Origin of the sequence: Bifidobacterium sp. (assembly GCF_050874245.1) — a bacterium.
In the GTDB taxonomy this organism is placed as follows: Bacteria; Actinomycetota; Actinomycetes; order Actinomycetales; family Bifidobacteriaceae; genus Bifidobacterium.
Map to the genome: position 1 here is coordinate 15,685 of NZ_JBNMKH010000003.1, position 12,786 is coordinate 28,470.

Annotated in this window: 9 protein-coding genes; 7 read left to right on the forward strand and 2 right to left on the reverse strand. The window is 60.4% G+C overall.

Going from position 1 to position 12,786, the window contains the following annotated elements:
- Window positions 1-8: 8 nt before the first annotated feature.
- Window positions 9-2,849 carry an ABC transporter permease gene (locus ACR0P8_RS00655; RefSeq protein WP_432622697.1) on the reverse strand — a complete coding sequence of 947 codons (2,841 nt, stop codon included), beginning with the start codon at window positions 2,847-2,849 and terminating at the stop codon, window positions 9-11.
- Window positions 2,846-3,667, reverse strand: coding sequence for an ABC transporter ATP-binding protein (locus ACR0P8_RS00660; protein WP_432622699.1), 822 nt, complete (start codon window positions 3,665-3,667; stop codon window positions 2,846-2,848). The genes ACR0P8_RS00655 and ACR0P8_RS00660 overlap by 4 nt, the downstream gene beginning before the upstream one ends.
- A gap of 161 nt (window positions 3,668-3,828) precedes the next feature.
- Here ACR0P8_RS00660 and ACR0P8_RS00665 point away from each other — a divergent pair, with 161 nt between their 5' ends.
- From ACR0P8_RS00665 to ACR0P8_RS00695, 7 genes are all read left to right on the forward strand, one after another.
- On the forward strand, window positions 3,829-4,755 hold the full coding sequence (locus ACR0P8_RS00665) for a tyrosine recombinase XerC (RefSeq protein ID WP_432622701.1): 927 nt from the start codon (window positions 3,829-3,831) through the stop codon (window positions 4,753-4,755).
- A gap of 300 nt (window positions 4,756-5,055) precedes the next feature.
- Window positions 5,056-6,690 (forward strand): peptide ABC transporter substrate-binding protein, encoded by a 1,635-nt coding sequence (locus ACR0P8_RS00670; RefSeq protein ID WP_432622703.1) that lies wholly within the window; start codon window positions 5,056-5,058, stop codon window positions 6,688-6,690.
- Between the two features lie 261 nt (window positions 6,691-6,951).
- Window positions 6,952-7,878 carry an ABC transporter permease gene (locus ACR0P8_RS00675; RefSeq protein WP_432622705.1) on the forward strand — a complete coding sequence of 309 codons (927 nt, stop codon included), beginning with the start codon at window positions 6,952-6,954 and terminating at the stop codon, window positions 7,876-7,878.
- Between the two features lie 23 nt (window positions 7,879-7,901).
- Window positions 7,902-8,861 (forward strand): ABC transporter permease, encoded by a 960-nt coding sequence (locus tag ACR0P8_RS00680; RefSeq protein ID WP_432622707.1) that lies wholly within the window; start codon window positions 7,902-7,904, stop codon window positions 8,859-8,861.
- An 18-nt stretch (window positions 8,862-8,879) separates the two neighbouring features.
- On the forward strand, window positions 8,880-10,889 hold the full coding sequence (locus ACR0P8_RS00685; RefSeq protein ID WP_432622709.1) for a dipeptide ABC transporter ATP-binding protein: 2,010 nt from the start codon (window positions 8,880-8,882) through the stop codon (window positions 10,887-10,889).
- A gap of 72 nt (window positions 10,890-10,961) precedes the next feature.
- Window positions 10,962-11,822, forward strand: a complete 861-nt coding sequence (locus ACR0P8_RS00690; RefSeq protein ID WP_432622711.1) for an exodeoxyribonuclease III — start codon at window positions 10,962-10,964, stop codon at window positions 11,820-11,822.
- Between the two features lie 110 nt (window positions 11,823-11,932).
- Window positions 11,933-12,781 carry a DUF3710 domain-containing protein gene (locus tag ACR0P8_RS00695; RefSeq protein WP_432622713.1) on the forward strand — a complete coding sequence of 283 codons (849 nt, stop codon included), beginning with the start codon at window positions 11,933-11,935 and terminating at the stop codon, window positions 12,779-12,781.
- Window positions 12,782-12,786: the final 5 nt, after the last annotated feature.

Here is a 12,786-nt window from a genome sequence, read left to right on the forward strand (position 1 = left end):
CAACTGTTTCACTCGCTCGCCACGGCGTCAAGCACGGGTTGCCTCAACGCGCGGGAGGCGGGGGAGATGCTGGAAACTAGACCCACCACAATCGAAAGCAACAGGAACACCAGAAGCTGCTGCCAAGGAATGGCCAACGTCTCCAATCCTTCGGAAGCGTAGACCGCGCGGATCACCACGCCCGCCGCGACGCCGACGACAAGTCCCATCACCGTGCCGAACACGGAGATGATCGCAGCCTCGATGCCCAGCATGCCACGCACCTGTCCGCGGGATGTGCCGATGGCACGCAGAAGTCCTATCTCCTTGGTGCGTTCCGAAACGCTCAACGCCAAAGTGTTGACGATGCCGAAGATCGCGATGATGATCGACAGCGCCAACAGCGCGTACAGGATCATGAGCATCTGGTTGATCATCGAGCTCATGGTGGATTTGTACTCGTCTCGATCGAACACGGAGATCGTGTAGTACTTCTTGACGGCCTTCTTGATGGCCTTCTTCACCTGGGCCGTGTCGGAGCCCTTCCTGTCGGTGACATAAGCCTGCATGACGAACATGGTCTGCTTGTTGCCGATCTGTTCGGCCAGGTCGTCGTTGATGATCGCGAAATCGCGGTACACGGAATTCGACACGATCGCGCCGATGGTCAATGTCTTCTTGGTATTGACCTTCTTCGTTTTGATCAGTGTCTTCGGGTCGACGTTCTTGGCCTTGGCCGTGTATTGCTCGATTTCCTTGGCCTTGGCCTGCGCTCCGGCCAGATCGCCGGAGGCTGCCAGCTGTTGGGCCTGTGTCTGCAGTTCCTGCGCATGCGCCTTCACCTTGGCCTGGTAATCGGCCTGCGCCTTGGCGGTGGCCTGCTCGTCGACCACCGTGTTCTCGGCGGTGACCTTGACCTTCTGCCCCACATGCCATCCGCGGTCGTCCGCGATGGTTTTGCCGACAAGCAGCTTGCCGTCCTTCAACGCGGATACGGCGTCGCCTTCGGTGGTTTCGGCGGCGAATATCTTGGTGAACAGTTCCGGTTGCGTCGCGAACGTGAACCCGGAAATGGACTTGCCATCGTATTTCACGCCAAGTACCACACGGTTCGACACCACGTGTTTGACGCCGTCGACGTTTTCGATGTCCTTGATCGCCTGGTCGGGAATGCGTCCGCCCGATGCCGACGATATGGCGAAATCGGCTTTGAGTCCGGTATCGATCAGCGAATTGACCGATGCCTTCGCCGACGTGGCCACCACGCCCAGACAGCTCACGATCGCCACGCCCACGAACAGCGCGGCCGCGGTGTTGGACGTGCGCCTCTTCGACCGGGAGATGTTGCGCTGGGCGAGACGTCCCGTCACCGTGAAAATCTTCGACGGCAGCCAGCCAAGCACCGTGCCCGCGGGGGACACGTACGCCGGTCCAGCCACGATCACGCCGATCACGGCCAAGGCGGCGCCGATGCCAAGCGGCCAGCCCACGGAGATGTCGTTGACGGCCTTCCATGGCGTGGGGCCATTGCCGTCGGATCCCGCCAGAGCGCAGGTGAACGCCCAGCACAGGAATCCGAGGATCACCATGACGGTGCCGATGATGCCACGGGCGCGCACCGGTTTCTCCGGATTCACGGTCTCGTTCATCGCTTGGATGGGCGGTGCGAGCGCCGCGTTGCGTGCCGGCAGTGCCGCTCCGATCAGTGTCACCACGAGTCCGACCAGCAGTCCGATGAGCATGTCGGAGACGGATGGGTCGGTGGCTCCCGTCAATGGCATTCCCATGTTTGACAGGCCCGATGCGATGAGTTTGACCATGCCCCAGCCGAGCGCGATGCCCGCGGCCGAACCGACCAGACCCAGCAGCACCGCCTGCACGATCACCGTGGTAAATACCTGCAGGGGGGAAGCGCCGATGGAGCGCAGCAGCGCGTAGCCGCGCATCGATTCACGGACGATCATCGAGAAGGTGTTGGCGATGATGAACGAGCCTACAAACAGCGCGATCACCGCGAATATGAGGATCAGCGGCTGGATGAAGCCAAGCGCGTCCTGCGTGGATTTGGTGGATTCATCACGGTATGCGTCGCCGGTGACGGCATGGGCCTTCGCCGATTTCGGCAGCTTCCGGTTGATGCGGTCGGCCAGCTGTTGCTGCTGCTCGGCGGTCAACGGCGTGGTGGTGTTGCCGTAGACGCTGATGAGGGACGCCTTGTCGGGGTCATCGGATTGCTGATTCGCCTTCTCCTTGGCCGTGGCCGGGTCGATGGCGATGATGATGGCGCCCGCTTGGCTGGCATCGGTGGTGAAGATGCCGCTGACGGTCACGTCACGTGCTCCGTCGGCGTAAACGATTTTCGTCTTGTCGCCGACTTTCAGCTTCGACTGTTCGGCGGCGAAGGAATGCAAGGCGATCTCATCGCCGTTCTTCGGCCAGGTTCCGGCGGTGAATTTCGCGGACCGCCAAGGCTCCGACTTGCCCATGCCCATGGCCACGGTGGGGGATCCGACGGTGGTCACAGCATCGCCGTGCTTGTCAAGAAGCACCACACCGGACAGTCCATACATCACGTGCGCCGAGGAGACGCCGTCGATTTTGGCTATGTCGTCCGCCAGATCGGCGTCGATGGCGTTGTAGCTTTTCGTGGAGCCCATGGACATCGCCGATGAGCTTTTCTTCTCCTGCGAACCCCGTACGTACACGTCGTGGTCCGCATTGGTGGACATCATCTGCGAGACCTGGTTGTCGAGCATTTCTCGGAAGCAGAACGAGCCGACCACGAAGCTCACGCCGAGCGCGATGGCCACGATCGACATGATGAAGCGGCCGAAATGGCTGCGCGCGTCGCGCAATCCTATGCGAATCATGCCTGCTTGCCCTCCGTCTCCGTCGGGGAGACGGCATCCGCGTCATCGTCGCCCGCGAACACCTCGAGAATCTCGTCGTACGTCGGATGTGGCATATCACGGGTGATGTTGCCGTCGGCGAGCACCAGCACACGGTCAGCGAAGGAGGCCGCTCGCGGGTCGTGGGTGACCATGACGATCGACTGTCCATAGTCGCGCACCGAGTCGCGCAGGAAGCCGAGCACCTCCCGGCTGGAACGGGAGTCGAGGTTGCCGGTCGGCTCGTCGGCGAAGATTACGGACGGACGCGCCATGATGGCGCGGGCGCAGGCCACGCGCTGCTGCTGGCCGCCGGAAAGCTGGCTAGGACGGTGGGAGAGACGCTTCTCCAGGCCGACCACCTTGACCACTTGGTTGAACCAGTCGCGGTCGATTGGTCGTTTGGCGATCTGCAGCGGCAGGAGGATGTTCTCTTCGGCGGACAGCGTCGGCACCAGATTGAACGATTGGAAGATGAACCCGATCTGGTTCCGTCGCAGGTCCGTCAGCTGCTTCTGGTTCATCGAGGAGACCTCAAGTCCCTCCACGATCACCCTGCCGGAAGAGGGGGTGTCGAGCCCGGCCATGCAATGCATGAGCGTCGATTTGCCCGAACCGGACGGGCCCATGATGGCGGTCATTTCGCCACGTTTGAACTCAACGTTCACGTGGTTCAATGCCGTCACTTCGTTGTCTTTGGAGCCATAGACCTTGGTCAGGTCGATGGCGCGGGCCACAATCCCATCATCGGGGGTCTTGTCCGTCGTGTGCTGTGTGTCATGGAAGGTATGACGAGCCATGCTACCGCCTATTCATAAGGAATGCCTAATCAATGTAAGTCTATCGGTTCGGGGCATAATGGAAACGTATTGTCCCAAGATCGTCGTCCTCCCAGCACTTGCGGTATTGCGGACGATGTCCAATTTCGTTGGCTGGAAGTTGGCTGGAAGGTTGATGCGTCATGCGTTTCGAAGAGGCGTTGGATGGGTTCGATGCGTATCTGAGGGCCAATCGTGGGCTGAGCGAGAATACGCGCAAAGCGTATAGGAGCGATATCAATGAATGCCTGTCCACGCTGGAAAAGCATGGTTGCAAGGATTTGAACGAGGTCTCCATCGAGGACCTGCGCGTATGGCTGTCTGATTCCTCCAAAGACCATGCTCGCAGCAGCATGGCACGTAAGACAGTGGCGGTTCGGGGGTTCTTCGCATGGGCTCATGATCATGATGTGACGGCTGTCGATCCCGCGGCGATGCTGCGGACGCCGAAAATTCCCGACGTGCTTCCAACTGTGCTGAACGAATCGCAGGCGGAGCGTCTGATGGAACGTGTGGACGAGGATGGCGCGGAGGCGCTGTCGCAGGAACCGGACGCGAAGCGGCGGGCCATCGAGCTGCGGGATGCGGCCATGCTGGAATTGCTGTATGCCACCGGCATGCGTGTGGCGGAATTGGTCGGGCTTGACGTGGCTGACGTTGCGTTCGGCAACCGTACGGTGAAGGTTATGGGCAAGGGGAGCAAGCAGCGCGTCATGCCGTTCGGCGCGCCGGCGGACAGGGCGTTGCGCGCTTGGTTGGAGCATGGTCGTCCGGCATTGGCCGGAAAAGGTTCCGCCGAAGCGCTTTTCTTGGGATTGCGGGGCGGCCGGATCGGCCAGCGCATGGTGCGTGATGTGGTGCATGACCGGGCCAGTGAGGCGGGCGTTCCGGACATCGCTCCCCATGCGTTGCGTCACAGCGCCGCGACACACATGCTCGACGGTGGCGCCGATTTGCGTGAGGTGCAGGAGATGCTGGGACATTCCTCGCTTAAAACCACGCAACGATACACACATGTCTCCATCGAACAGCTGAAGGCACGGTATGGGCAGGCGTTCCCCCGGGCCTGATGATGATGCCATCCAGTATTTTCGCCATCCGCGAACAGACGTCATGCATCCCCGTACACCGGGGTGATTTTCGCGGGATATACGGAATGCAGTGGCACGAAAATATGGCGGCTGATGATGTTCCGTCGCGTCATCGTTTGGAGCCATTTTTTGTGACGAATTGCCTTTGTCCCTCAAATAAGTGATAATGATACTCCGTGAGCAGACATAAGGGGGTATTGGTGCTGCGGCATCCAACCCACTTCTGCTGTGCGCAGGGGCATGCGCCCCAGTATTTCAATGAATAAGGAGAATGATTCTATGAAGAGGAAAGCGTTGGCTCTCGTCGCCACGGCATGCGCATTCGGCATGCTGCTCGGTGGCTGCGGCTCCTCGAACAATTCTGCTTCTTCGGATGGCGGCAAGGACATCATCACCGCCTACAATTCCGAACCGCAGAACCCGCTCATCCCGGGCAACACCAATGAAACCGGCGGCGGCATTCCTGGAGACCTGCTGTTCGCACGCCTGATTTCCTTCGACACGAAGGGCAACGCGAAGAATGAAGTGGCCGAGTCCATCAAGTCCAATGACGATGCCACCCACTTCGACATCAAGCTCAAGGACGGCTGGAAGTTCACCGATGGCACTCCGGTGACCGCCGAATCCTTCACCAAGGCCTGGAGCTACGTGGCCAACGCCAAGAACGCGCAGAAGTGCACCTCGTTCTTCTCCACCATCAAGGGCTATGGCAAGCTGCAGGACGCCAAGAGCCTCAAGGGCGACGAACAGCTCGAAGGCCTCAAGGTCGTCAACGACCACGAGTTCACCGTCGATCTGAACCAGCCTGACTCCGCGTTCGCCATCAAGATCGGTTACCTCGCCTTCGCTCCGCTGCCGGAATCCTTCTACAAGGATCCGAAGGCCTTCGGCGAGAAGCCGGTCAGCAACGGCCCGTACAAGTTCCAGTCCTGGAGCCACAACAAGGAGATCCAGCTCGTCAAGAACCCCGATTACAAGGGCAACGACGTGGCCAAGAACGACGGCGTGACCTTCAAGGTCTACACCGATGACGAGGCCGCATACGCCGACATCCAGGCCGGCAACCTCGACGTGATGCACACCATCCCGGCTTCCGCGTCCAAGACCTTCAAGTCCGATTCCTCCGTCCAGTCTTACAACAAGGCCGGCTCCGTGAGCCAGACGTTCACCATCCCGGCATCGCTGGAGCACTGGCAGACCAACACCGAGGAAGGCCAGCTCCGTCGCCAGGCGCTGTCCATGGCCATCGACCGCAGCGCCATCTGCAAGAAGGTGCTCAATGGTCTGGGCACCCCGGCCGTCGAATTCACCTCCCCGCTCACCCCGGGCTACTCCGCTTCCCTCAAGGGCAGCGAGAACCTGAAGTACAATCCGAAGAAGGCCAAGGAACTGTGGGCCAAGGCTGAGGCCATCTCCCACTATGACGGCAAGCTCACCTTCGCATACAACGCCGATGGCGGTGCGAAGCCGATCTACGATGCCGTGGTGAACTCCGTGAAGAACACCTTGGGCATCGACGTGGCCACCAACCCGATTCCGACCTTCCAGGAATTCCGTGACGATATCACCAACCGTTCCATCAAGGGCGCGTTCCGTACTGGTTGGCAGCCGGACTATCCGTCCCCGGAGAACTACCTCTACCAGCTGTACGACTCCGCCGCGGCCGACGGCAATGGTTCGAACGATGGCGACTACAAGAACGCCGAGTTCGACAAGCTGTGCTCCGAGGCTTCCGCCGCGAAGAGCACCGATGAGGCCAACAAGATCTACCAGCAGGCCCAGGAGCTCCTGCTCAAGGAGCTTCCTGCCTTCCCGCTGTATTACTCCAACGCCAATGGTGTCGCTGCCACTGGTGTGAAGGGCTTCGAGATGGATTGGCAGAACCTGCCGGTCTACACCGAACTCACCAAGTGAGTGCTGCGATAGGTTTCGGCCAATCGTAAGGATTCTGGATAAGGGAGACGGGCTCGTCCCGTTTCCCTTTTTTATTGGGCAAATCGCCTTAAAGTTTCAGAAAAAGAAATGAATTTCAGCCTTTCGACTAGGCTACCGCAACACATAAGTCCGTCATTGCGGTAAACTTACGTGTATTTGATTCCGGTGGGGTTCCTCTACTCATGCCAGTAAGAGCTGGCGTCCGGCCGGAATATGGAATGGAATAAGGAGCAACCAGAAATGGGCAAATATCTTCTGCGCCGCATTCTGCAGATGATTCCAGTGGTTCTCGGCACAACGTTGTTGGTGTATGCTCTTGTTTTCGCCCTTCCGGGAGACCCGGTCAAGGCCATGTTCGGAGACAAGCCCGTCAACCATGCTGTGGAGATGCAGATTCGTGCCGAGTACAATCTCGACAAACCGTTCATCATCCAGTACCTGCTGTTTCTGAAGAACGCGTTGACGCTGAACTTCGGTCAGACGTTCTCCGGCCAGCCGGTCATCGATGAGATCGCGAGCGCGTTCCCGGTCACCATCAAGCTCGGTTTGATGGCTTTCGTGTTCGAGGCCGTGTTCGGTGTCGTGTTCGGTGTGATCGCCGGCCTGAAAAAGGGCAAGTGGTACGATTCCGTGATTCTGATTGTCTCGTTGCTGCTGATTTCCGTTCCGACCTTCGTCACCGGTTTCCTTGGACAGTATTTCCTTGGTGTCAAGTGGCGCATTCTGCCGGTCACCGCCGGCGCCAATCCCGGATTCTTCGATTTGCTGATGCCCGCGATGGTGCTTGGCTCGGTTTCCATGGCTTACATCATCAGACTGTCCCGTACCGAGATTTCCTCCAATATTTCCGAGGACTACGTGCGTACCGCGCGTGCCAAGGGCATGAGCAACAAATCCGTCATGCTGCGCCACGTCCTGCGTAATTCGATGATCCCCGTCGTCACGTACCTCGGCCAGGATTTGGGCGCGCTGATGGGCGGCGCCATGATCACGGAGCAGATCTTCAACATCCACGGCGTGGGATTCCTGACCTATCAGAGCATTCTCAAGGGCGAGGCCAATGTCGTGGTGTCCGTCGTGACGTTGCTGACGCTGATTTTCGTGGTCTGCAACCTGCTGGTCGATTTGCTGTACGCCGCGCTTGATCCGCGCATCCGTTACGCGTGACGGGGGAGGAGTCGTAAACTATCATGACTGATGAGACCAAGATGACCGCCCTTCCCGGGCAGGAACGTTATGTCGCTCCCATTGAGGAGACGCCTTTGCAGACCGTCGACAACGTCGACGATTCCGTGCCCGCCACAAGCATGTGGGCGGACGCGTGGCGAACGCTGCGGAGGAATCCGTTGTTCATCATTTCCGGCTTGCTGATCGTGTTCATCGTGTTCGTGGCGTTGTTCCCCGGCGTGTTCACCAAGCAGGACCCGAATTACTGCACGTTGGAGCATTCCCTCGAACCGGCTTCCGCCGGCCACCCGTTCGGATTCGACGTGCAGGGCTGCGATGTGTACACCCGCGTGGTCTATGGCACGCGTACGTCGTTGAGTGTGGGCATCCTGTCCACCTTGCTGGTGGTGTTGGTAGGCACGCTGGTCGGTGCTATCGCCGGCTTCTTCGGCGGTTGGGTGGATGCGCTGCTGAGCCGCATCATCGATATCTTCATGGCGTTGCCGATGTTGTTGGGCGCCATCGTCGTGCTGCAGATGTTCCGCACCAATTCCTCTATCTGGAAGGTCGTTCTGGTGCTGGCTCTGTTCGGTTGGGTCAGCACGGCGCGTATCGCCCGCGGCGCGGTGATGGAATCGAAGAACTTGGAGTTCAACACCGCCTCGACCGCGTTGGGATCGACTCCGATGCGTAACCTGTTCCGTCACATCCTGCCGAATTCGCTGGCCCCCATCATTGTGGTGGGCACCACCTCCCTCGGTTCCTACATCGTGTCTGAGGCCACGCTGAGCTTCCTTGGCATCGGTCTGCCGACCACCACCGTCAGCTGGGGCGGTGACATTTCCAGCGCGCAGTCCCTGCTGCGTTCCGACCCGATGGTGTTGTTCTACCCGTCCGTCGCGTTGGCAATCACCGTTCTGGCATTCATCATGATGGGTGATGCTGTCAAGGACGCGCTTGATCCGAAGAGCCGCACGGCCTGAGAGTAAGTGAGGAATTCGATGACTGAAATGAATACCGAAGATAAGCTCGAAGCCATGCAGCGCGCCCAAGGGCCGCTTCTGGAGGTCAAGAACCTCCAAGTCGATTTCACGACCGATACCGGTCGCGCGGTGCATGCCGTGCGCAACTCCTCCTTCAGCGTCTACCCGGGACAGTGGGTGGCCATCGTGGGTGAGTCCGGTTCAGGCAAATCCACTTCCGCCATGGCCGTGCTCGGCTTGCTGCCCGGAACCGGCCATGTGGTCGGCGGTTCCATCAAGCTCAATGGTCAGGAGATTTCCGGTCTCAAGCAGAAGGAATACGACAAGCTGCGCGGCTCCAAGATGGGTTTGGTGCCGCAGGATCCTATGAGCAACCTCAATCCGGTGTGGCGTATCGGCACCCAGGTGAAGGAGGCTCTGGTCGCCAACAACATGGACATCGACCATGAGAAGCGTTCGTCGTTGGCCAAGGCTCTGGCCGGTGATGAGGTCGAGCTCAAAGGCAACGACGATGAGACCTTCCTTGGTTCCAAGGAGCTTCCGGAGCTGCTTGCGGCGGCCAAGGAGGCGCTGAGCGGTGTTGGCCTGTCCGGTGACGATCTCGATGCGGCCATGGCGCGCTTCAGCGATGAGTGGGTCCCGGGATCCGAAACCCGTTGGCGCGTGGCCGACGGCCTGATCAAGGCTGGGGTGAAGGACGATGACGCGTGGAGCATCGCCAAGAAGTACGTGGTCGGCTCCACCATGGACGATCGTATCGCCGGGCTGCTGTCCGAGGCCGGTCTGCCCGATGCCGCCACTCGTGCGCGCCAGTTCCCGCATGAATTCTCCGGTGGTATGCGTCAGCGTGCGCTGATTGCCATCGGCTTGGCATGCCGCCCGGAACTGCTGATCGCCGATGAGCCTACGTCGGCTCTCGACGTGACCGTGCAGAAGAAGATCCTCGACCATCTGCACATGCTCACCGACTCCCTGGGCACCGCAGTGCTGTTCATCACCCATGATCTGGGCCTCGCCGCCGAGCGCGCCCAGCACATCGTCGTGATGTACAAGGGCCAGGTCGTCGAGTCCGGTCCGTCGTTGGAGGTGCTGCAGCATCCGCAGCATCCATACACGAAGCGTCTGGTGGCCGCCGCGCCGTCCCTTGCGTCGCAGCGCATCATCTCCGTCAAGGAGCATGGCGGTGACGCCAAGGCGGTGATGGAGCATACGGTCAACGAGGCCTCGCTCAAGAAGGGCGAGCCCATCATCACCGTGGACCATCTCACCAAGGAATTCAAGCTGCCGCGTAAGAAGGAGATGTTCAAGGCCGTCGACGACGTGAGCTTCTCACTGAAGAAGGGCACGACGCTGGCCATCGTGGGCGAGTCCGGTTCGGGCAAATCCACCGTGGCGAACATGGTGCTCCACCTGTTGGAGCCCACTTCCGGCAAAGTGTTCTATCAGGGCCGCGACACCTCCGAGTTCAAGGCGAAGGACCTGCTGGACTTCCGCCGCCACGTGCAGCCGGTGTTCCAGAACCCCTATGGTTCGCTCGACCCGATGTACTCCATCTACCGTTCCATCGAGGAGCCGCTGCGCATCCACGGCATCGGTGACAAGAAGAGCCGTGCCAAGCGCGTGCGTGAGCTGATCGACATGGTGGAGCTTCCGGAATCCGTGATGGGCCGTTATCCGAACGAGCTGTCCGGCGGCCAGCGTCAGCGCATCGCCATCGCGCGAGCCATGGCGCTTGACCCGGATGTGATTGTCTGCGACGAGGCCGTTTCGGCATTGGACGTGCTTGTCCAGGATCAGGTGCTTCGCCTGCTCAACGACCTGCAGGCCGAACGTGGACTGAGCTACCTGTTCATCACCCATGATCTGGCGGTCGTCCGCCAGATCGCCGACGAGGTCGTGGTCATGCAACACGGCAAACTCGTGGAACATGCCACCACCGACGAGGTCTTCGACCATCCGAAGAAGCAGTACACCCGCGATTTGCTGGACGCCATTCCGGGTGGCAAACTGCAGCTCGGACTCGACTGACCGTTTGCCATCCAGAGAACCTCCCTCGTCCATGAGGGAGGTTCTCTTGTATCCGGGCTAGGCTAGGACGCTATGACGATCACGATCACGACTTCGAATGTGAATGGAATCCGCGCGGCGAAACGCAAAGGCATCGAGCAGTGGGCCGCGAAGAACACGCCGGACGTGTGGTGCATGCAGGAGGTACGCGCCCCGCAAAACGAGATCGACCCCATCTTCGACGAATTCGGCTTCGAATATGCCACCGCCGGACGTGTCGCCGACCAAAGCGGACTCGACCGCATGAACGAGATCTGCCGCATCAAAGGACGCGCCGGCGTCGGCCTGCTGTCGGCCCTGCCCGTGGTCGACAAGCGGTATGGACTGCCGGGACTTGAGGAGGACGTCGATTCCGGACGGTGGATCGAAGCGGACGTCAAAACGCCGCAAGGCTACGTCATCACCGTCGTATGCGTGTACGTGCATGCGGGCAACACCGACGACCCGGAGAAGATGAAGCAGAAGTACCGCTTCCTCAACACCATGCTGGAGCGCATGGGCGAACTGCGCGACGAGGCCGCTCACGGTGGCCGGCAGGCCGTATTGTGTGGCGATTTCAACATCGCGCACACGCCGCTCGACATCAAAAACGCGAAAGCCAACGAGAAACACGCCGGTTTCCTTCCCGAGGAACGCGCCTACGTGGACAAATGGCTGGGTGAATTGGAATTCGTGGACGTGATGCGTTCGCTGGCCGGCGACATCCAGGGTCCGTACACGTGGTGGAGCCAGCGCGGACGCGCCTTCGACAACAACGTCGGGTGGAGGATCGACTACCAGTTCGCCACGCCCGAACTCGCCGAATCGGCCCGCGGATTCGTCATCGACAAGGCGTCAACCTACGATATGCGCTGGTCGGACCATGCGCCGCTGAGCATCACCTACGACGTGTGAACGGACGGGCCGGGATGCGCGTGCGGGATGGCACGCCCCGGCTCCCAGCCCATATTAAGCATGGGTGCTAGGCTAGTCACGGTCGCAACCGTAACGAAATGAGGAACATCATGGGACTGTTTGGATTCGGCAAGAAGAGGCATCAGAGCGAGGAAGCCGCTGAAACCGCCGCCGAAGAGAACGACAAGGCCGACGGGGCATCCACCGGGGAAGCGGAGACCGTCTCCACCGACGTCCGGGACATCGTCCTGCCGGAGCCGTCCGACGAATACGTCGGCCGCGGCGACGAGCGCGGTCCATGGGACGTCGATGACGAAAACGTGCCCGATTACGACGAATACCTCGACATGGGCGCCTACTATCTGCCGTTCCTGCAGGGCATCGAACTGCGTGTGAAAGCCAACCGCGCCACCCAGCAGGTGCTCGGCACCACCATCACCTACGGTTCCTCCAGCGTGGAGATCGAAGCCTTCGCGGCTCCGAAGACGCTCGGCCTGTGGGACGATGTCCGCGCCGACCTGCTGGAAGCCAACAAGGACGCCAAGGAGACCGACGGCGTGTTCGGCACCGAGCTGACGCTGCCCGTCGTGGTCAAGGGCGGCCGCAAGGTGGTCACCCGAATCGTCGGCATCGACGGACCGCGATGGATGCTGCGAGGCATCTTCTCCGGCAAGGCCGCCACCGATCCGGACGGCGATGAGGCCAAGGCGCTGAACCAGCTCTTCTCCAACATCGTCGTGGAGCGCGGCGAGGATCCTCTGGCTCCGCGCGATCTGATCCCGATGCATCCGCCGGTCGCCCCCGCCGAACGCAAGGCAGCCAAGGAAGCCGCCGAAGCCAAGGAAGCCGGCAGGAAGATGGACATCCCGGGCCAGCCGAAGGGACCGTTCGATTCCGACCAGCAGGTGGAGGTCAAGACCACGCTGTCCCGTGGCCCGATGTTCTCCGAAGTGCGCTGACGGCG